Raw genomic sequence first — 19,998 nt, forward strand, 5'->3', positions numbered from 1 at the left:
CTGCCCGGACGAATGTCCATCACGTCAGGCCGCACTGCATGCCGTGGCGTTGATCTTGGCACGCGCGCCGCGTGCGTCTTGCGTTCACGCATGCAACAACCCGACGCACCTATTCACCGCCTGAAGACGCATGCGGCGTGCTGCACCGCATAACGGCGCGCCTCGGCGGGTGTTGGTATGGTCCTCGCGTTCCTCCTCGCGAGAAGCAGGCTAGAGGGCGACGCGTCGATCCGATTGACAGCAGGCGATTGGGCCGGATGCCGCGGCGCAAGCGGTTGCGTCGCACGTCGAAGAAGACCTTGGGGGAAGCATGAGCGCCACAGCGCAAGGCGGGGGGTACGCCGGACACTGGCAACGCGTCCACTGGGCCGGGGCAGGGGAGCGGCCATGAGCGATCTGCCATGGGAGCTTTACCTCGCCTTGCTCAACACCTTGACGGTGGCGACCACGCTCGTCATCTTCATCAGCACCGCCGACGACTTTTTCCTGGATGCCTTCTATTGGGTGCGCGAACTGTGGCTCTGGCCGCAGCGCGGTCGCACGCCGGTCACGATCTCGGCGCAATCGCTGCGCGAACGTGAAGAGCAATGGCTCGCCATCATGGTGCCAGCGTGGAAGGAATACGACGTTATCGCCAAGATGGTCGAAAACACCCTGGCGACGATGGAGTACACGCGCTTCATCATCTTTGCCGGCGCGTACCGCAACGATGCGGAGACCACCACCGAAGTCGAGCGCATGGTGCGCCGCTACCCGGGCCGCGTGGTGCGTGCCGCCGTTACGCACGATGGCCCGACGTGCAAGGCCGACTGCCTGAACACCATCATCCAGACCATCATCCGGCACGAGGCCGGCCACGGCATCCGCTTTGCGGGCGTGATCATGCACGACTGCGAAGACGTGATCCATCCGCTGGAGTTGAAGTACTTCAACTACTTCATCCTCGATCAGGATCTGGTGCAGCTGCCCGTGCTCTCGCTCGAGCGCAAGTGGTACGAGTGGGTGGCCGGCACCTACATGGATGATTTTTCGGAGACGCACCAGAAAGACCTCGTGGCGCGCCAGGCGCTGACCGGCACGGTGCCCGGCGCAGGCGTCGCGCTGTGCTACAGCCGCCGTGCGATTGAAGCCGTGATGAAGGTGCGCGGCGATTCGCCCTTCAACACCAGCACGCTCACCGAAGACTACGACTTCAGCTTCCGCCTGCGCGAACTCGGCATGCGCGAAGCGTTCGTGCATTTCCCAATTTGCGAGAACGCAGAACCGGCCGAAGACGCCGAAGGCAAGGCGCGCACACGCTGGCGCCTGGGGCGGCGCAAGGGCGCGCGCCCCCAACTGCTGGCGACGCGCGAGTACTTTCCAAGTACCTTCCGCACGGCGTACCGGCAGCGTGCGCGCTGGGTGCTCGGCATCGCGTTCCAGGGATGGCTGCAGATGGGGTGGGACGGCAACCTCATCACCCGCTACATGTTCTTCCGGGACCGCAAAGGCGTGCTTACGGCGCTGTTCTCCATCCTGGCTTATGTGCTGTCGCTGAACTATCTGGCGCTGGGTGCGCTGATGGCCAAGGGCGTGGTCACGATTCCCGATGGAACGTTCGTGGTCGGCAGCCTCTGGATGCAGGATCTGCTGGCCGTCAACGCAGCGCTGCTCTTCAACCGGCTGGCGCAGCGCGTGTACTTTGTGGGTCGGCTCAACGGCCCGCTGCAGGGCGTGCTGTGCCTGCCCAGGCTGGTGGTGAACAACTTCATCAACTTCTTTTCGGTATGCCGGGCGTGGAAGATCTTCCTGATCTACTGCCTGACCGGCAAGCCCATCGCCTGGGACAAGACGCAGCACACCTATCTGTCGAACGACGCGCTGGGCCGCACGCGCTGCAAGCTGGGCGAAACGCTCATCAAGTGGGAAGTTCTCACGCAGGCGCAGCTCGATGCCGCCCTCGCCATTCAGAGCCAGACCGGGCGCCGGCTGGGGCAAGTGCTGGTCGAGCAGGGTTTGGTCACGCCCGACACGCTGGCCGATGCGCTGGCCGAGCAGGTCGACCTGCCGCGCGTGAGCCTGACCAACGTCGTGCTCGGCGCGCTGGCCGATTGCCTGCCGCGTGACCTGGCTGTGCGGCATCACGTGGTGCCGTTCTCGATCGGCGAAGACGGCTCGCTCAACATTGCCGTGTCGGAGCTGCCCAACGGCGAAGTGCTCGAAGAGCTGGCCCGTGCGGCGGGCCGCAAGGTCGCGTGCTTCATGGCGTGCGACCACGAGATGTCGGCCGAGCTGGCGCAGATGGCCGACCCCAACCGCCGTACCACGGTCGTGTTCGGACCGTCGGCGCATTCGGCCATGCTGGCCGTCGAATCCATGACGGGCGCCGGCCCAGGCATTGCAGCCGGCACGGCACCCGCACCCGAGGCTTCCACCATCCCCCCGATTCCTGTGCCGCCGGATCTGCCCCCTGGGGCAGGGCCGCGGCCGAACCCATCTGTTGCGGGAGGTGTGGCATGACACACGAGAGAGCCAACCGTTTAACCGTACGCCGTTTGCGCTGGCCGATTGCTGTGGCAGTGTGGGCGCTGTGTCATGGCGTATCGCTCGCCGAGCAGCCCGCGCCGTTGCCGCCCGACGCCTACTTTCGCGCCGACCGCGCCTACCGCGCCATCGACGCCAACAAGCTCGACGATGCCGAAGCCGCCACGCGCGCAGCATTGGCCGCGCAGCCAGACAGCCTGCAACTGAACCTGCTGCTGCTGGATGTGCTGACGCGCAAGGGCCAGTTGGATACGGCACGCGCGCAGGCCGATGCGCTGCTGCGGAAGTATCCCGACGAGCCCCGTGTGTTTGCACAGCACGGCTTCCTCGCGCAGAAAGCGAACGACCCCGCTGTCGCTGAACAGGACTTTGCACACGCCGTGCAAGGCACCGACTGGACCGCCCAGGAGCAGCGCAACCTGCATCTGGCCTGGTCGGACAGCGCATATTCCGCCAAGCATCCGCAGGCTGCCATCGATGCGCTCAGCGGCATGAAGGACGAACCCGATGCCGACGTGCAACTGCGCCTCGCGCAATCTCGCCTGCAGCTGGGCGATCGCGATGGCGCAACGCAGGCCGCCACGCTGGCTGCCGAGCACGCGACCGACCCGGCGCGACAACGCTATGCCAAGGCACTGCTTGCCCAGGCGATGGCGCCCGAAGCGCAGGGCGATGCCACGTCTGCCAATGATCCGCGCGTGATCGGCCAGCGCGAGTTGAATGAGGCCTACAGCCACCTGCGCGCGCGCGACGACCGTGCCGCGCTCGCAGCGTTCCAACGTGGTTTTGCGACGGGTCAGGGCAGTTGGACTCACTACGCCGATGCCGCCTATGCAGCGAAGCGCCAGGGCGACAACCCGACCGCCATCAAGCTCTTCCGCGAAAGCCTCGACCGCGCCGATGCCGACGCCAAGAGCGAAAGCGGCGGCAATGGCGACGACCGACTTCCGCCGGATCGCCGCTTCGGCTACCGGCGCGAAGTCGAGCAGATGCAGCGCACGTTCGGCATGGTCCTCTCCGGCGCGTATCAAACGTCTGCGTTCGGTTTGCCCAACACGGTGAGCGCGGGGCAGGCCGGCGCGGAGGTGTACTGGCAACCGCCCGGCATCGGCTACCGTGACGGCAGCATCTTCCAGTTCTTCGTGCGTGGCTACGACAGCGTGTACGACCGCAACGGCAGCACCGGCCTGCCGACCGCGCAGGGCTCCGTTGGTGCGCGCTACAAGCCGATCAAAGACGTCAACCTGGTGTTCACGGCCGAGCGCCTCTTCCGCATTGGGCAACTGACGACCAACGACACGCTGCTGCGCATCGGGTTCTCGACCGACCAGGGGCTCGACCTGCAGGTCCCCAAGCCGCGCTGGCAGACCTGGCAGGTGTATGGCGAGGGCGCCTATTTTCTCAACCAGGGCCGGATGATCATCAGCACGGAAATGCGCTACGGACACACGTGGCTACTGAACTCCATCAGCGATCGCCTCACGGTCTACCCGCACATCGTGCTGGCGGGCGATCACGACAACAAAGCGATCGGCCAGCAGCTTGCGCTGGGTGTCGGCCCAGGCATCAACTTCCGCTATTGGTTTCGCGAGTCGCACTACGCAGCGCCGGCCAGTTGGCTGGACTTGACGTTGCAGTACCGCCTGCCATTGACGCACGCGGATCGAGCAAAGGGGGTGGTCGCGCGCGCCATTCTTTGGTTCTAAGGCAACCCCGATTCAAGCAGACCCCAGTCAGAGGTGTCGCAGATGAAACGTTTTTGACCGCCGAGGGAAACGGGTAACAAAGAGAAACGGCAGCGACGTCCGCTGGATGGCGTCGCTGCGCCATGGTGAGTCAAAGCGGGATGCATGGCACGGCCTTCGCTCAATGGCGAAGTCTGCGCCGGCGTCAGAAGCGACACGTTCGTCGTCGCGCTTTGCGTGCGCCGATGCAGATGACTGGGGGGAATCATGACAGGGAAAATTCTGACCGTATTCGGCACGCGCCCGGAGGCCATCAAGATGGCACCGCTCGTGCAGGCATTGCAGGCCGAGGCAGGTTTTACGTCGGCGGTCTGTGTGAGCGCGCAGCACCGGCAGATGCTGGATCAGGTGCTGGAACTCTTCGGCATCGTGCCGGAGTTTGACCTCAACCTGATGCGGCCTGGGCAGACGCTGTCCGATATCACGTCCAACGTGCTGGGCGGCATCGACGGCGTGCTCGACGCCTACAAGCCCGATGCCGTGCTCGTCCACGGCGATACGACGACCACGCTGGCGGCAAGCCTGGCCGCGTTCTACCGGCGCATTCCGGTCGGGCATGTGGAAGCGGGTTTGCGTACGGGCAACATCTGGTCGCCATGGCCGGAAGAGCTGAACCGGCGCGTCACCGATTCCGTCACCACCTGGCACTTCGCACCCACGGCAGAGTCCCGCCAGAACCTGCTGGACGAGGGCGTCGACCCGGAGCAGGTCACGCTCACCGGCAATACCGTCATCGATGCGCTGCTGGCCGTGAAGCAACGGCTGGACGCGGATGCCGCGCTGTCGGCGCAGATGGCGGCGCGCTATCCGTTCCTGGAGGCCGGCCGGCGGATGATCCTGGTGACAGGCCACCGCCGCGAGAACTTCGGCGAGCCGTTCGAGAACTTCTGCGTGGCGCTGCGCTTGCTGGCGGCGCGCCATCCGGATGTGCAGGTGGTCTATCCCGTCCACCTGAACCCGAACGTGCAGCAGCCGGTCAACGCCATCCTTTCGGGCCACGACAACGTCCATCTGATTGCGCCGCAGGACTACTTGCCGTTCGTCTATCTGATGGACCGCGCCTACCTGATCGTCACGGATTCCGGTGGCATTCAGGAAGAGGCGCCCGCGCTGGGCAAACCGGTGCTGGTGACGCGCGACACCACCGAGCGTCCGGAGGCGGTGGCTTCGGGCACCGCGCGGCTGGTGGGCACCGACACGCAGCGCATCGTCGACGAAGCCGAAACGCTGCTCAACGATGCGGCCGAATACGAACGCATGGCGCAGGCGCACAACCCCTATGGCGACGGTCAGGCCTGCCTGCGCATTGTTGATGCATTGAAGCAGGCCTTTACCACGCAGCCGAAGAATGTCGCGCGCGGCCCGCAACTCACTCGCAAACCGGCCACCGAGGCCGAGATCATCGATCTGGAAGCGGCGCGTGTGACCGCGCAAGGGTCGTCAACACAGCACCGCCTGAACGGTTAGGAGGCTTTGATGAAAGCGAAGCAAATCGGGGGCGGCGTATTGGTTGCCTCCGCACTTGTCGCCGGTTGGCTGATCGTTGCACCGCCGGGAGGCCGGGATGGTGGCGTACCCCCCATCGTGACTGGCGCGACAGACCAGCGCACCCCCGGCGCCGACACGGACAAGAAAGCCCCATCCCCCGCGTCTTCAAAGGCGACGGCCATGACGGCGCAACCCGTGCAGCCCACCGTTGTGGCAGCAGTAACACACAGGCCCGTGACTGGAGGCGCGCGCGCCTACGGGTACGGCGTCATGGATGAGAACGGACAGGTCATCCCTCCACCGCGCCCAGCGGTCATGACTGAAGTCCGGCCCGGTATACCGGACAACGAGACAGCAGGCACAGACCGTGGTCACGATCGTGGCCCTAACTTCAACCTCGGGCTCTACCGCCAAGCGGACGGCTCGTTCTATCGCCCATGATTGCCATGAGTCGGAGAGTCATCATGAAGACATTGCTACGTAAGTTCCTGTGCGCGCTCGTCTTTGCGGGCGGCCTGCTCGGGGTCTCGCTGACAGCGCCAGCGCAGGCCGCCACTTGCACGATCGGGCTTGGGCCCATCTGCGTGACGATCGGTGGATCTGCGTCGGCCCAGACGGCACCTGCCCCGATGCTCGTGCTGTACGACGCGCCACCGAATGACCAGTACACCAACCTCGGCAAGTCGTACGCGATCATGCTGTACAACCTGCTCGCGCACTTCAACACCACCATCACGCTGCTGCCTGTGCAGAACTACACGGCCGGCATGACCGAGCAGTACACCGCCATCTTTTACATGGGGAGTTACTACAACAATCCCATCCCGGCAGCGTTTCTGTCGGACGTGACGACCACGCAGAAGACGGTGGTCTGGTTCAAGTACAACCTATGGGAACTTGCCTGGAATACGGCGTATCCGTTCACCTCGCGATACGGCATCACGTTCTCCAACCTGGCGGGCATGAATGCGGCGCCGTCAGCCAGCGCACCAAATCCTGGATTCTTTGACACGATTACGTACAAGAACCAGACGATGACGAAGTACTACGCCTTCGACGCCACGACCGGGGCGGTTTCCGCAGACCCCGATATCGGCGTGACGGCGGTGGCCGATGCCACCAAGGCGACGAGCCTGGTGACGATCACCAACTCGGTGACCAAGGCAACGGCTCCGTATGTGATCCGCTCTGGCAATTTCTGGTACTTCGCCGACATGCCGTTCTCGTACATCGGACCACGCGACCGCTATCTGGTGATCTGCGACATGCTGCACGACATCCTGGGCACCAATGCGGCGACGTTGCACCGTGCACTGGTGCGCCTGGAGGACATCAACGCCACCAACACGGTGACGTCCATCAACACCCTCACGGACTTCCTGTACAGCAAGAAGATTCCGTTCTCGCTTGCCACCATCCCGCTGTACAAGGATCCGAACGGCGTCTACAACGGCGGCGTTGCGCAGACGATCCACCTGGTCAATGCAACGGGGCTCAAGTCGGCGCTCAACCATGCGCTGCCACGTGGCGGGAAGATCCTGATGCACGGCTACACGCACCAGTACAGCAACATCCCGAACCTCATCAACGCCGTCAGCGCGAACGACTTCGAGTTCTGGCTCGCCACGCAGAACCGGCCCGTGAACGAAGATTCAACGCAATGGGCAGCGGGGCGGTTGTCGTCTGGGCTGCTGGAGTTTCAGCTCAACGGCTACGCGCCGTTCGCGTGGGAGGCGCCGCACTATCAATCGTCTCCGCTGGCCATCAAGGCGGTACCGCAGTACTTCAAGAACACGTATCAGCGCGTGGTGTACTACACCTCCGACAATCCGCAGACGCTGAATGCCTCGACGCCGGGTCATGATTTCTCGGTTGGCCAGTTCTTCCCGTACATCATTCAGAAGGACTACTACAACCAGCGCATCATTCCGGAAAACCTGGGCAACGTGGAATACAACATCTGCAATATCGATCCGTCGTCGTGCCTGACCTACACCGCACAAGACATCCTGACCAATGCGACGTATGCGCAGGTGGTGCGAGACGGCTTTGCCTCGTTCTTCTTCCACCCGTTCTGGCTTGAACCGGAGATCGGCACGCCGGGCTATGCGGATTTCCAAACCATCATCAACGGCATCACCGCGCTCGGCTTTACGTGGGTCGATGCCAGCACGGCGCAGTAGGCCATGCTGCGGATGCGCTCGGGTCTGGCGGCAGCCATGCTGGTCTTGAGCGCATCCACCCAAGCTGCAGGGCCGGTGGGCGCGATGCCTTCCGGCCCTGCGCCGTTGTATGGCGTGACGATCGATGCTGTCGACAACGTGCCCGCCGTGGTCGACGCGCTGTCGCACCTGTCGCGCACGCCCACGGTGCGCGTCGTCTTTGATGAGGGCATGGATGCGCCGCATTACGTCGGGCCCGTGGTCGCCATCCGCGACGTGGCTTACGTGATGGGCGAACTGGCCGATTCATCCACGCTCAAGCAATACACCGCGCCGCAACTGCGCCAGCGCGCCGCCGCATACCTGCACACGCTCGGCAGCAACGTCGACGTTTGGGAAATCGGCAACGAAATCAACGGGGAGTGGACCGGCACCACACGCGATGTTGTCGACAAGACGATGGCCGTCTACGAGGTCATCAAAGCGGGCGGCGGCCGCACCGCGCTCACGCTGTACTACAACGAGGGCTGCGCCGAGCAGCCGTCCCGTGCGATGTTCGATTGGGTGCAGCACAACCTGCCGCCACGCCTGCGCGGTGGGCTGGACTACGTGTTCATCAGCTTCTATGAGGACGACTGCAAGATCGCCCCGCCCGATTGGAACGCCGTATTCACCCGCCTGGGAGAACTGTTTCCGCATGCCGCGCTGGGCTTTGGCGAAGTCGGGACGCGGCATGCCATGCGCAAGGCCGCGCTCGTGGCGCACTACTACGGGCTCACGATCGCGCATCCGCGGTTTGTCGGCGGGTACTTCTGGTGGTACTTCCGGCAGGACATGGTGCCGCGTTCGAGGCCGCTGTGGCGCAGCCTCGATGCGGCGTTTCTCGGCATGCCGGTTAGCCGCTAGCCCGCGCGCTGACGCGCTGGGCGTTGGCTGTTGACTTGCGGTCTGCTAGCTCTTCGGGTTGAACGGGTTCGCCGTCACGGCGCACGAGCTGGATCGTGCGCGTGGGCAGGGCGAACGAGGTGCCCAGATTTTCCAGCCCTTCCAGGATCGTCAGGTTGATGCGCTGCTGGATATCCATGTACAGATTGAAGTCCGGATCGGTCACGAAATAGACGACCTCGAAGTTCAGCGCGTTCTCGCCAAACTCCTTGAAGTGCGCACGATCGAAGCGCGTGTTGCCGGCGGCTTCCACGGCATGGCGAACGATGTCCGGAATCTTCTGCAGCTGCGCGGCGCGCGCATCGTAGGTCACCCCAAAGGTGAAGACGATGCGTCGTTCCGACATCCGTTTGTAATTGTGAATCGTGCTTTTGAGCAGCGCCGTGTTGGAAGCGATGATCTCTTCGCCCGACAGGCTGCGGATGCGCGTGGTCTTGAGCCCCACGTTCTGCACTGTGCCGGCAATCGATTCGAAGACGATGAAGTCGCCGATCTCGAATGGCTTGTCCAGCCCGATCGCCAGCGACGCAAACAGGTCGCTCAGGATGCTTTGCACTGCCAGCGCCACCGCCACGCCGCCCACGCCCAGGCTGGCAACGAAGGCCGTGATGTTTACGCCCACGTTGGCCAGGATGGCCAGCAGCAGCATCGACCACAGCGCAAACCGCAGCACCCACGCGGTCATCGACGTGATCACCGGGTTGCGCGTGGCGTGCGTCTGTGTCGACAGCCGGTCGCGTGCCCACAGCTTCACGCCGCGGTTGAGCCACAGTGCAATCTGAAAGCCGATGATGACGAACCAGATGTGGTCGAGCTTGTTGGCAATGCGCGTGGGCAGATCGATGAAGTACGACCCGGCAAGCAATGCGGCCAGTGCAATGAAGAGCGGATGCGTATCGCGCAGCACTGCGGTGACGAGAATGTCAAAGCGATGGCCGGTACGGCGCGCCCGCGCATCAAGCCGGTTGCAGATGAGGCGCAACACGCTTGACAGCACCGCATACGCGGCGATGACAGTCAACGTAGCGGCGGCCCAATCGCGGGCCGGCACGCGCAGGAAGGTGTGGGCGTTGAGCCACTCCATGGGTTTCTCCGTGCAGACAACACGGATGCTGCGCCGCACATAGCGTGCCTGCGCTACGGCGGCAGCGTTGCCGCCGGGTCAGCGTCGGTCGATACGCACACGCGATTGCGGCCCTGGCGCTTGGCCTCCATCAGGCCCAGATCGGCATCGGCCAGCAGGCGCGCAAGGTCTTGCCCGGGGCGCAGCGCCGCCGCGCCCACGCTCACCGTCAGCGGCCCGACGGGCGTTTGCGTGCGGGCCACGGCAGTCTTGAGCCGTTCGACCACCGCAAGCGCGCCCGTCAGGCCGCAGCCCGGCAGCAGCACGGCAAACTCGTCGCCGCCCAGACGGCCGAAGAGGTCGGCTGGGCGCAGCACCCCCGCCAGCGCATCGGAGAGCGCAACGAGCGCTTCGTCGCCGGCGGCGTGTCCCCACGTATCGTTGATGGATTTGAAGTGATCGACGTCGAGGTACAACGCGCACAACGGCTCGGCATGATGCTGCGCGCGCTCGACCGCGAAGCTGCCGAGTTCAAAGAAGCGCTGCCGCGCGAGCATGCCGGTCAGGTGGTCCGTGTTGGCGCGATCGGCGAGGCTGCGTTCGGCCGCAAAGTGCCGGGCCATGGCGCGCAGCAGGTAGTGATGAATGACCGCCGCCGCGGCAATGCAGATCGGCAGGTAAAGCACCAGACCGAGCCAGCCGTGGCGGATTGCCGCGGCCGGTTCCGGCGCGATGAGCAGCGCGACGAGCGGCCCGGCGGCGCACATCACCATGGCAATGCAGAAATCGCGCCGGGTGAGCCACGCGGGGCTGGTGGCAAGCGGCATCAGATAGAACGCCGGGAGCACCCATTGGAGCCCGGCCTGATAACCGAACGCGATGATGGCCACCTCTTCGGCAAACAGGTGCGTGAGCGCCAGCAGCGCCCACAGGCCGGTATGCCGATGCCGCTGCGCCGTCACCACGATCGCCATCAGCAAAAGCAGCAGTCCAAGCAACGGCTCGGGCCGATGCAGCAGCCCGACCGACCAGCCCAGCATGATGGCGAAGCCGTAACCCAGCACGCCGCATTTGCTCAGCGCGAGGATCATCGGCACGAAATGGCGCGCCTGATAGTCGAGCGAGGTCGTGCGGGCGTCGGGCAGGTCGGAGGCGGTAGGCAGGTTCGCGCTCAAGGCAGGACAAGAGAGGCCTTCTGGCGCGACGGGATGATGCGGGCGCGGGCGTGGCCGGATTGCGCAACAAAGCGCGCATTCTAATGGCGGCGGGCAGCCCCGTGCGCGGATTTTTAGTGGGGGGAATCCCGCAATGCGCGTATCAGCCCGTCAGTACCTGCCATACCAGCCATACATTGGCGACGCCGATGACGACGAACAGACCCCACGCCAGCCACGACGTGAATCGGGTGTTAACAAAGACGCCCATCAGGGTGCGATCGCCCGTCATGCGGATCAGCGGAAACATCGCAAACGGCAACTGCAGGCCCAGCACCACCTGGCTGATGACCAGCAGCTTGCCGATGGCGTGGTCGCCCAGCATCGCCACGCCGATGAACGCGGGAATCAACGCCAGGGCCCGCGTGATCAACCGCCGCTGCCAGCACGGAATGCTCAAATCGAGGAAGCCCTCCATGAGGATCTGCCCCGCGATGGTGCCGGTAAAGGTCGAGCTTTGCCCCGCCGCCAGCAACGCGATACCGAACAGCAACCCCGCCAGCGCCGTCCCGACGACGGGCTCCAGCAGGTGATAGGCATCCTGGATGTCCGCCACGTTCTGATGGCCATGCGCGTTGAATGCCGCGGCGGCCAGGATCAGGATCGCGCCGTTCACCAGCAGCGCCAGCCCCAGCGACACGATCGTGTCCAGCCGCGACAGGCCGATGGCCTCGCGCTTGGCGGCTTCGGTGTTGGCCGTCATGCGGGTCTGCACGATGGATGAATGCAGGTAGAGGTTGTGCGGCATCACCGTCGCGCCCAGGATGCCGATCGCCAGGTACAGGGGCTCGCGCTGGCTCACGGCCTGCCACGACGGCACCAGCCCGGCCGCCACCGAAGGCCAATGCGGCTTGATGAGCACCAGTTCAACGAAATAGCAGAGCCCGATCGTGAGGATGAGCCCCAGCACGATGGCTTCCAGCTGGCGAAAGTTCTTGCCCTTCAGGCCCAGCACGATCAGCGTGTCGAGCGCGGTGAGCGCCACGCCCCACAGGATCGGCACGCCCAGCAGCAGGTGGAAGGCCAGCGCGCAACCGAGCACCTCGGCCAGGTCGCAGGCAATGATGGACAGCTCCGCCAGCAGCCACTGCACGCGCAACGCGCCGGGCTGATAGCGGTTGCGCGACGCCCGCGCCAGGTCCATGCCGGTGACGATGCCCAGCCGGGCCGACAGGCACTGCAGCACCATCGCCGCCAGGCTGGAGAGCACCACCACAAACAGCAGCGCATAGCCGTAGCGCGAACCGGCTTCGATGTCGGTGGCCCAGTTGCCCGGGTCCATATAGCCGACCGATACCAGCAGCCCCGGGCCCGCAAAGCGCAGCAGCTTCTTCCACAGCGGCAGGCCGGGCGGGACGGCAACGGTGCCGCGCACCTCTGAAGGACAGAAGGGCGCGGTGGCGGTGGTGGGCAGGCGGAACATGCGCGGTGGATTAAGGAAAATGCAATCGGAATTTCGGAATGATAGCCAAATGCCCCGTTGCATGCCCGAACCCGCGCCGGGGATGTGTTCGTGGGGCGACTTCCTCGTCACGTGTCTCCACACATTTAAGGCAAAGCTCAGTCCGTTGCGGTAGATTTCGAGCTTCGCCGGCGCCTGTTTTCCAGGTGCCGGTTGTCCGTTTACCGTCATTACCGCCGCCGAGATTCCCGCGCATGAACGCCATCCTCCTTATCGAAGACGATTTGCCGCTGGGCACTGCGCTGGCCCGCGCGCTGCGTCAGGCCGGCTACAACGCGACCTGGGTGCGCCGCCTGGTCGACGCGCAGAAATGGATCACCACCAACACCTTCGAAGCCATCGTGCTCGACCTGGGGTTGCCCGATGGTGAGGGCCATACCTTCCTGGAAGAACTGCGCGCGGCGCACAGCGACGTGCCTGTCATCATCGCCAGCGCGCGCGATGCGCTGTCGGAGCGCCTGAAGGGGCTGGATTCCGGCGCGGACGATTTTCTGGTCAAGCCGTTTCCCGTGGACGAACTCATCGCCCGCCTGCGCGCCGTGCTGCGTCGCCATGCAGGGCAGAGCACCAATCAGTGGAACGTCGGCAACCTGGTGGTGGAGCCCTCGCAGAAGCGCGTGACGCAGGAAGGCCAGATCATCGAACTCACGCCGCGCGAATATCAGCTGCTGCTCGAACTTGTGCGCCGGGCCCACCGCTGGGTGCCGCGCGAAACGCTGATGGACGCGCTCTATCGTGAGGGCGACAGCGTCAGTGCCAACGCGCTCGAAGTCGTCATCCACCACCTGCGCCGCAAGCTCGGCAACGAAACCATCCAGACCATTCGCGGTGTCGGCTACATGATCGGCGGCAACCGCGGGGCCGCCCAATGAAGCTGGCGGTTCCAGCCATCCTGCGGGTTCGCTCGCTGTCGTTTCGCCTGTACGTGCTGATCCTGTTGGCGCTGGTGTTGATGCTGCTGGTGCAGCTCGTCATCGCGCATCTGGAGATCTCGCGCACCAACAGCCGCCAGGTGGTGAGCGATCTGCGCATGTCGGCGCAGGCCTATGCGGACCTCACCACGCTCAACATGGACGATGTGCCGCGCCGCGAAGAATTCCTGCGCCGGCTCACCGACATCAAGCTGGGCCTGTCGCTGCCCAACATCCTGCCGGGCGAATTCCGCTACGTGCTGTGTGATCGCGCGGGCCACGTCATCACTGCGTTTCCGGGTGCGCCCACCATGCCGTGCGGCAAGGCGCACGACACCGTCGTCGAGATCATGCTTGAAGGCAAGCCGTGGCGCAGCTACACGGTCGACAGCGTCGACGGCAAGATTTCCGCCACGGTGGCGCAGCCGCTCACGGCCTATGAACGCGCCATCCGCGATCTGTTCCAGGAAGTGGCGGTGGCGCTGGCCATCCTGGCGAGCGCGCTGATGGTGATGGTCGGTTGGGCCGCGCACCAGGGCCTCAAGCCGCTGCGCACGCTCACGCGCCAGGTCGAGGCGCGCGACTCCGCCGACCTCGACCCCGTGCAGAGCGTGGAACATGCCGAGCTGAAGCCGCTGGTCGAAGCCTTGAACGGCTTGTTCGCGCGCGTGCGTCGCGGCATCGAGGCGGACCGCCGTTTCTTTGCCGATGCCGCGCACGAACTGCGCACGCCGCTCGCCGCCATTCAGGCGCAGGCGTATGTCGTGTCGCATTCCGACAGCGAAGACGACCGTTCGACCGCGCTGCGCGAATTTGATCGCGGCATTTCGCGCGCAACGCAGTCGCTTGCCAAGCTGCTCGCCATCGCCCGGCTGGACGCGCGCCGCGTCGAGGCGCAACTCGCGCAGGGCGCGTTGTCCGACCTGGCAGGCTGCGCGCGCAGCGGGGTGATCCAGCAGGCCTCGCGCGCCGAGCGTCGCAACATCACGCTGTCGTACGACGGCGCCAACCAGGCGTGGGTCTCGGTCTCGCATGAAGACGCCGCGACGCTGGTGGAAAACGTGCTCGACAACGCCGTACGCGAAACACCCAACGGTGGCGAGGTGCGCGTGGCCGTCAAGCGCATCGAGCAAGCCGGCGCGCCGATGGTCGAACTGCGCATCGAAGATTCCGGCCCCGGTATCCCGCCCGACGAGCGCGATCGCGTGTTCGAGCGTTTCTACCGCCCGCGCACCAGCCAGTCGCAGGGCAGCGGCCTGGGCCTGGCGATCGTGCGCCGTATCGTTGAATTGGGGAATGGCTCGGTGGCCATCGAAGACGGTCTGGCGCATGCGGAGGGCAGGGGTTGCGCGATCGTGATCCGCCTGCCTGCGCTGGATTCCGCGCCCGAGCCGATCGAGCCCGACGATGCGCCTCCCGGCATGGCCGATACGCCCAGCCATTGATTGGCGTGGCTCGCGTTGGGTTGTCCTGGCACTGGTGGCGCTGGGGCATCTGATGCTGCTGGCGTGGTGGCGCGATCGGCCGGCGCCGATTCCGCACGATGCATTCCCGGTGCTGCAAGGGCAGTTGCTCAGCCTCGAGATTCCGCATGCGCCGACGCTGCAGGCCGAGCGCAGCCGGCCGGCGGCAGCGCAGTTGCCTCCAACCCATTCCATGCCGCATTCGACCGAGCCAGCGCAGCAGCGTATGCCTGCCGCGCCGGCGGGTGCCGATGCGGTTGAGGCACGCACGCTCGACCTGGGCGCACCACCGATGCCCAGCCCGCACGCGCGGTCCCATGCCGAAAACAACATCGCCCAGAGCACTGGGCGCGGTACTGGCCACGCCTTCGGGCCAGACGTCGCCTCGTCGCCACGTGCCGCAAGGCCGATCGAGGAGTCGCGCGGCGCTGCGGGCCGTTGGCAAGCCCGCGTGGAAGTGGGCGGCAACGCTTACTGCCTGAGCGCGCAAGACCCAAGCCTGCGCCGCGATCCCTTTGAAAAGGCACTGGCCGTGCCTTCCCTCTGCCGCTGATCAGTAACCGACCGTGAAACGCTGGCGCGGGTGTGCGGGCTTTTCCGTTTCGTCGAGGAATGCGATGGCGAAGTCCTCCATCGAAATCCAGGGCTTGCCGTTCGCATCCACCAGCAGCGAATCCTTGCCGACGCGGAAGTGCCCCGTACGCTCGCCCGGCTCGAAAATGGCCGACGGCGAAACGAAGGTCCAGTTCAGCTCGGTTTCCTTGCGCAGCGCATTGAGGAAATCGCGGCCGGCCGAGGCTTCTTCAAAGTACTCCTTGGGAAACTGCGGCGTGTCGATCAGCGCGACGCCCGGTGCCACTTCCAGGCTGCCGGCGCCACCCACGACCAGCAGGCGCGGCACGGCGGCATTCTTCACCGCACCCACGATCTGGTCTGCATTTGCCTGCAGGAAACGCACGGTGCTGTAGACCACATCGTTGCCGGCAAGCGCCGCCACGAGGCCGGCCTGGTCGGCCTCGTCGACATCCTTGGTCGTCAGGCCGGCACGCGCCGGCAGCTTCGAGGCGGTGCGCGCAATGGCTGTCACCTGATGGCCGCGGCGCAGCGCTTCGTCGATCAGGCGGGTGCCCACGCGCCCCGTGGCGCCGATGATTGCGATCTTCATGGTCAATTCCTTGTGGTTGGTCTGGGTGGTTGAAACGTTATATGTAATTAATGCAGTTACATATAGGGGTAAAAAAATAGGCCGACATGTGGCCCGGCTAGGCCCGACGGCGGCGGCGCTGCGCGTGCCCCACCTCGCTGAGGATGCCGGCGATGGTCTGCGCAGCCAGCTCGGCCTCCAGCGCGGCCTGCGCGCGCTCCGTCACGCGCTCCAGCACGCCGGTGATCTCGCGGCCGACCTCGCACGCCGGGTTGGGTGCGTTGGGCGGCAGCGCAATCAGCACCGGAGATTCCACTACACGAAAGACGTCGAGCAGCGTGATGCGATCTGCTGGCCGCGCCAGCGTGGCGCCGCCTGTTGCGCCCATCTGCGAGGTCACAAAGCCGGCGTCCGCCAACTGCGCCACCAGACGCCGGATCAGCGCCGGGTTCGTGCCCACGCTGCCAGCAATGAGCGATGACGGCACCGGCCCCTCTGCGCTGGCAAGCAGGGTGAGGATATGCACGGCGACGGCGAAGCGGCTGCTGGTAGACATGGAGTTAGGCGCGAAAGTGTAACCATGTTAGATACACTTTGGCGCGCAGTCAACCCGGTGGCCAGACGTGCATTTCAGAAGGCTGCGCCCAATGCCGCCGCCCGCGCTTTGGCATCGGCCTTGGTCGCCGCCAGCAGATCGGGCGCCGTGAGCGTGGGGGCGGCGCTGATTTCGGTCACGTCTTCGATGCCGAGAAAACGCAGCCAGCGGCGCAGATAGGGCTTCTGGAAGTCGTCCGGCGATTCGCTGGCACCTTCCGTGTGTGCGGCGTACGCCCCGGCGCTGGCGTAGATGAGCGCCGCCTTCTTGCCCGAGAGCAGCGCCTGATAACCCGTGGCGGGCGACCAGTTCCAGTTCTGCCCCGGCAGCGTCACCACATCAATGAAGTGCTTGAGCCGATACGGCACACCGAAATTCCACATCGGTACGGAAAAGAGGTAATGGTCGGCCGCATTGAACCGCTGCGCTAGCGCCACGGCGCGCTGCCATTGCGCATGCTGCTCCGGCGTGGCGGTCTGGGTGCGCAGAACGGCAAACTTGGCGCCGATCATGTCGGCGTCGAATTCGGGCAGGTCGATGTCCCGGCTCCACAAGTCGATCGTGTCCATCTCGTGGCCGGGGTGCGCGGTGCGGTACGCGTCGAGAAACTGCTTGGCCACGTCGATGGAGTGGGACAGCGTTTTCATGGGCGAGGCTTCGATATAGAGCAGGCGAGTCATGCTGGGCTCCTGGATACGTTTTACGCAGCGTTGAAGAAGTTGAGGCCGACGGTGCCGGCAATCACGAGCCCGATGCAGGCCAGGCGCGCGGGCTGCATGCTCTCGCCAAAGAGCACGATGCCCAGCACCGTCACGCCCACCGAGCCGATGCCCGTCCAGATGGCGTAGGCCGTGCCGGCGGGCAGGCCGCGCATGGCATGCGTGAGCAGAAAGACGCTCGCAAGCGCCGTCACGATGCCGAGCACGCTGGGAATGGGGCGCGTCCACCCTTGCGCAAATTTGAGCGAGACCGCCATGGCGATCTCCACAGCCCCGGCTGCCAGCAGCCAGAGCCAGGCGGTTTGAAGCATGGGACCTCCGAGATGTCCGCTGCCGGGCCGGCAAGCGGATGCGTTGCGATGCACTCAGAGTAAGGACGGTGCGGTGCGGCAACAAGTACGCACCTGGAGGTAACCACCATGGGCGGCGCGGGTATGGGTCTCAGGGCATTCGGGCATCCGGGCATCCGGGCGCCCACCAAACGATCTGTGCGCCGCGTTGGCAAAAACGCAATTCGCTGCCGTGTCGCGGCGCCCGATCGGCACCATCGTCGGCACCGCTGCTCCTAAGCTAGACGCCATGCAAGGCGGCTTGCCGCCACCCTTGGATTCATTCTGGCGTTCAACCATTCAGGAGCGTTGTCATGGCCCTTCGGGATTTCAAAGTGCTGACTTTCGACGTCGTCGGAACGTTGATCGATTTCGAGGGCGGCATGCTCGCCTACCTGCGCCGTGCGGTGCCCGACAGCAAGGTCACCGACGAGGATTTTCTTGGCGCCTACCGGGCCGCGCGCAAACGCGGCCAGACCGAGTGGTACCCCGACGATCTGGTGCCGTGCTGGCACATCGTCGCGCAGCAGCTTGGCTTGCCCGATACCGATGCGCTGGCGCGCGGCTTTCGCGATTCGGTGGCCGAATGGCCGGCGTTTCCCGATTCGGTGGAGGCGCTGCAGCGGTTGGGCAAGCGCTTCAAGCTCGTCACCATGACGAACGCGCAGTCGTGGGCGCTCGATCATTTCCAGCGGACGCTGGGCGCACCGTTCGACCTGCTGCTCAGCTGCGACGATGCCCTGTGCGAGAAGCCCGATGCGCAGTATTTCGCCTATGCACGCGGCCGCTATGAAGGCGCGTGGGGCTTCAAGCAGGCCGACAACCTACACGTGGCGCAGAGCCAGTACCACGACATCGGCATCTCGAAACGCCTCGGCATCACCACCTGCTGGATCGAGCGCCGGTACGGCATGAAAGATTCGGGCGGCACCATCGAATCGGAGCACACCGTGCCGGATTACCACTTCCATACGCTCGCCCAGTTGGCCGATGCGGTCGAGGTCGGCAAGTGAAGCGCGACGACATTGCCGCCCCCGTCGCCGATCTGCTGCCGGACCTCGTGGCCCTGCGCCGCGACCTGCATGCGAATCCGGAGCTTGCGTACGAAGAACACCGCACGGCGGGCATCGTCGCGCAGTCGCTGCGGGTGTTGGGTCTGGAGGTGGAAGAAGGCATCGGCGGCACCGGCGTGGTGGGCACGCTTCGCGGCGGCCCGGGCACCCGCAGCGTTGCACTGCGCGCCGACATGGATGCCCTGCCGATGGTGGAGCTGGGCCGGTCAGCGCATGCGAGCCGCATGCAGGGCAAGCACCACGGTTGCGGGCATGACGGCCACACCAGCATGCTGATCGGCGCGGCCCGCCAGCTTGCGCGAACGGGCGTCGACGGCACGGTCCACTTCATCTTCCAGCCGGCCGAAGAGGGTCAGGCCGGCGCGCGCCGGATGATCGAAGACGGCCTGTTCGAGCGTTTTCCGTGCGACAGCGTCTATGCGCTGCACAACTGGCCCGACCTGCCGCTCGGTCATGCGCAGACACGGCCCGGCCCGATCATGGCGGCGGCCGACCGCTTCGACATCACCGTCCGGGGGCGTGGCGGGCATGCAGCCCAGCCTCACCACACGCCGGATGCCATCCTCGCGGCCAGCCAGCTGGTGGCGCAACTGCACACCATCGTGTCGCGGCGGATCGATCCGAACGAATCGGCGGTGCTGTCCGTCACGCGCATGGAAGGAGGGCACAGCCACAACGTGCTGCCCGCCGAGGTGCGCATCACCGGCACCGTACGCAGCTTCGATGCGGTATCGCAGGATCGCATCGAGGCGGCGCTGCGCGACACGGCCAACGGCATCGCGCTGGGCAGCGGCACGCAGGTGGAAGTGGATTACCGCCGCTATTACCCGGCGACCATCAACACGCGGGCCGAAGCGCTGCTCGCGTTGGATGCGGCGCAGGCGATCGGCCTGGAGGCTGCAGAGGCGTCACGCGCTGCCTTCACGTCCGAAGACTTTGCCTTCATGCTGCAGCGCAAGCCCGGCGCGTATCTCTGGCTCGGGCAGGGACGTGCCGATGCCGGCCCCGATGGCGAATACCCGCTGCACCACCCGTGCTACGACTTCAACGACGACGCGTTGCCGCTGGGCGTGCGCTGGTTCTGCGAGGTCGCCCGCCGCGCGTTGGCCGCCGTTCCATCTGGTTCTTGAACTGCGGCCATGCGCGTCGCCCTTCCGATATT

Annotated in this window: 17 protein-coding genes; 10 read left to right on the plus strand and 7 right to left on the minus strand. The window is 65.3% G+C overall.

Features of this window, described 5'->3' with window-relative positions; genetic code table 11:
- The first annotated feature begins 387 nt into the window (after positions 1-387).
- From N511_RS0114510 to N511_RS0114530, 5 genes are all read left to right on the plus strand, one after another.
- Complete coding sequence (locus tag N511_RS0114510; protein ID WP_027679971.1) at positions 388-2,499, plus strand: glycosyl transferase family protein; 2,112 nt, start codon at positions 388-390, stop codon at positions 2,497-2,499.
- A complete protein-coding gene (locus N511_RS0114515; protein ID WP_027679972.1) occupies positions 2,496-4,229 on the plus strand; it encodes an NfrA family protein in 1,734 nt (577 codons plus the stop codon). Before N511_RS0114510 ends, N511_RS0114515 begins: the two co-directional genes overlap by 4 nt.
- A 246-nt stretch (positions 4,230-4,475) precedes the next feature.
- Complete coding sequence (wecB, locus tag N511_RS0114520; RefSeq protein ID WP_027679973.1) at positions 4,476-5,735, plus strand: non-hydrolyzing UDP-N-acetylglucosamine 2-epimerase; 1,260 nt, start codon at positions 4,476-4,478, stop codon at positions 5,733-5,735.
- 485 nt (positions 5,736-6,220) lie between these two features.
- A complete protein-coding gene (locus N511_RS0114525) occupies positions 6,221-7,939 on the plus strand; it encodes a DUF2334 domain-containing protein (protein WP_027679974.1) in 1,719 nt (572 codons plus the stop codon).
- A 3-nt stretch (positions 7,940-7,942) separates the two neighbouring features.
- Positions 7,943-8,824, plus strand: coding sequence for a hypothetical protein (locus N511_RS0114530; protein WP_027679975.1), 882 nt, complete (start codon positions 7,943-7,945; stop codon positions 8,822-8,824).
- Here the strand turns inward: N511_RS0114530 and N511_RS0114535 are convergent.
- The 3 genes from N511_RS0114535 to N511_RS0114545 form a co-directional block, all read right to left on the minus strand.
- A complete protein-coding gene (locus N511_RS0114535) occupies positions 8,814-9,947 on the minus strand; it encodes a mechanosensitive ion channel family protein (RefSeq protein WP_027679976.1) in 1,134 nt (377 codons plus the stop codon). The two genes, N511_RS0114530 and N511_RS0114535, sit on opposite strands and share 11 nt — an antisense overlap.
- Before the next feature lie 53 nt (positions 9,948-10,000).
- On the minus strand, positions 10,001-11,101 hold the full coding sequence (locus tag N511_RS0114540; protein ID WP_027679977.1) for a GGDEF domain-containing protein: 1,101 nt from the start codon (positions 11,099-11,101) through the stop codon (positions 10,001-10,003).
- Between the two features lie 142 nt (positions 11,102-11,243).
- Positions 11,244-12,563: an Nramp family divalent metal transporter gene (locus tag N511_RS0114545; RefSeq protein WP_027679978.1), complete on the minus strand. Its 1,320-nt coding sequence runs from the start codon at positions 12,561-12,563 to the stop codon at positions 11,244-11,246.
- Positions 12,564-12,796: 233 nt separating this feature from the next.
- On the opposite strand from N511_RS0114545, the gene N511_RS0114550 reads away from it, so the two are divergent.
- The 3 genes from N511_RS0114550 to N511_RS0114560 are packed head-to-tail and all read left to right on the plus strand — an operon-like array spanning position 12,797 to position 15,529.
- On the plus strand, positions 12,797-13,474 hold the full coding sequence (locus N511_RS0114550; RefSeq protein ID WP_027679979.1) for a response regulator: 678 nt from the start codon (positions 12,797-12,799) through the stop codon (positions 13,472-13,474).
- Positions 13,471-14,958, plus strand: coding sequence for an ATP-binding protein (locus N511_RS0114555; RefSeq protein ID WP_027679980.1), 1,488 nt, complete (start codon positions 13,471-13,473; stop codon positions 14,956-14,958). Before N511_RS0114550 ends, N511_RS0114555 begins: the two co-directional genes overlap by 4 nt.
- On the plus strand, positions 14,921-15,529 hold the full coding sequence (locus N511_RS0114560) for a hypothetical protein (protein ID WP_027679981.1): 609 nt from the start codon (positions 14,921-14,923) through the stop codon (positions 15,527-15,529). The genes N511_RS0114555 and N511_RS0114560 overlap by 38 nt, the downstream gene beginning before the upstream one ends.
- On the opposite strand, the gene N511_RS0114565 is transcribed toward N511_RS0114560, so the two are convergent.
- The 4 genes from N511_RS0114565 to N511_RS0114580 form a co-directional block, all read right to left on the minus strand.
- Complete coding sequence (locus tag N511_RS0114565) at positions 15,530-16,141, minus strand: NAD(P)-dependent oxidoreductase (RefSeq protein WP_027679982.1); 612 nt, start codon at positions 16,139-16,141, stop codon at positions 15,530-15,532.
- Between the two features lie 97 nt (positions 16,142-16,238).
- A complete protein-coding gene (locus N511_RS0114570) occupies positions 16,239-16,676 on the minus strand; it encodes an Rrf2 family transcriptional regulator (protein WP_027679983.1) in 438 nt (145 codons plus the stop codon).
- Positions 16,677-16,750: 74 nt separating this feature from the next.
- Positions 16,751-17,395 carry an FMN-dependent NADH-azoreductase gene (locus N511_RS0114575; protein WP_027679984.1) on the minus strand — a complete coding sequence of 215 codons (645 nt, stop codon included), beginning with the start codon at positions 17,393-17,395 and terminating at the stop codon, positions 16,751-16,753.
- Positions 17,396-17,415: 20 nt separating this feature from the next.
- Positions 17,416-17,745 carry a DMT family transporter gene (locus tag N511_RS0114580; protein WP_024541774.1) on the minus strand — a complete coding sequence of 110 codons (330 nt, stop codon included), beginning with the start codon at positions 17,743-17,745 and terminating at the stop codon, positions 17,416-17,418.
- A 332-nt stretch (positions 17,746-18,077) separates the two neighbouring features.
- Here N511_RS0114580 and N511_RS0114585 point away from each other — a divergent pair, with 332 nt between their 5' ends.
- Both N511_RS0114585 and N511_RS0114590 read left to right on the plus strand, forming a co-directional pair.
- Positions 18,078-18,776 (plus strand): HAD-IA family hydrolase, encoded by a 699-nt coding sequence (locus tag N511_RS0114585; protein WP_027679985.1) that lies wholly within the window; start codon positions 18,078-18,080, stop codon positions 18,774-18,776.
- Positions 18,773-19,966 carry an amidohydrolase gene (locus N511_RS0114590; RefSeq protein ID WP_037026695.1) on the plus strand — a complete coding sequence of 398 codons (1,194 nt, stop codon included), beginning with the start codon at positions 18,773-18,775 and terminating at the stop codon, positions 19,964-19,966. The genes N511_RS0114585 and N511_RS0114590 overlap by 4 nt, the downstream gene beginning before the upstream one ends.
- Positions 19,967-19,998: the final 32 nt, after the last annotated feature.

The sequence above is a fragment of the Ralstonia sp. UNC404CL21Col genome, from assembly GCF_000620465.1.
GTDB lineage: Bacteria > Pseudomonadota > Gammaproteobacteria > Burkholderiales > Burkholderiaceae > Ralstonia > Ralstonia flatus.

Excerpts from the sequence above, each read along its gene's own strand:
- wecB (WP_027679973.1), top strand. The coding sequence starts at position 4,476 with ATGACAGGGAAAATTCTGACCGTATTCGGCACGCGCCCGGAGGCCATC.
- N511_RS0114515 (WP_027679972.1), top strand. The coding sequence starts at position 2,496 with ATGACACACGAGAGAGCCAACCGTTTAACCGTACGCCGTTTGCGCTGG.
- N511_RS0114555 (WP_027679980.1), top strand. The coding sequence starts at position 13,471 with ATGAAGCTGGCGGTTCCAGCCATCCTGCGGGTTCGCTCGCTGTCGTTT.
- N511_RS0114580 (WP_024541774.1), bottom strand. The coding sequence starts at position 17,745 with ATGCTTCAAACCGCCTGGCTCTGGCTGCTGGCAGCCGGGGCTGTGGAG.
- N511_RS0114530 (WP_027679975.1), top strand. The coding sequence starts at position 7,943 with ATGCTGCGGATGCGCTCGGGTCTGGCGGCAGCCATGCTGGTCTTGAGC.
- N511_RS0114575 (WP_027679984.1), bottom strand. The coding sequence starts at position 17,395 with ATGACTCGCCTGCTCTATATCGAAGCCTCGCCCATGAAAACGCTGTCC.
- N511_RS0114550 (WP_027679979.1), top strand. The coding sequence starts at position 12,797 with ATGAACGCCATCCTCCTTATCGAAGACGATTTGCCGCTGGGCACTGCG.
- N511_RS0114525 (WP_027679974.1), top strand. The coding sequence starts at position 6,221 with ATGAAGACATTGCTACGTAAGTTCCTGTGCGCGCTCGTCTTTGCGGGC.
- N511_RS0114570 (WP_027679983.1), bottom strand. The coding sequence starts at position 16,676 with ATGTCTACCAGCAGCCGCTTCGCCGTCGCCGTGCATATCCTCACCCTG.
- N511_RS0114535 (WP_027679976.1), bottom strand. The coding sequence starts at position 9,947 with ATGGAGTGGCTCAACGCCCACACCTTCCTGCGCGTGCCGGCCCGCGAT.
- N511_RS0114560 (WP_027679981.1), top strand. The coding sequence starts at position 14,921 with ATGCGCCTCCCGGCATGGCCGATACGCCCAGCCATTGATTGGCGTGGC.
- N511_RS0114545 (WP_027679978.1), bottom strand. The coding sequence starts at position 12,563 with ATGTTCCGCCTGCCCACCACCGCCACCGCGCCCTTCTGTCCTTCAGAG.
- N511_RS0114565 (WP_027679982.1), bottom strand. The coding sequence starts at position 16,141 with ATGAAGATCGCAATCATCGGCGCCACGGGGCGCGTGGGCACCCGCCTG.
- N511_RS0114585 (WP_027679985.1), top strand. The coding sequence starts at position 18,078 with ATGGCCCTTCGGGATTTCAAAGTGCTGACTTTCGACGTCGTCGGAACG.
- N511_RS0114510 (WP_027679971.1), top strand. The coding sequence starts at position 388 with ATGAGCGATCTGCCATGGGAGCTTTACCTCGCCTTGCTCAACACCTTG.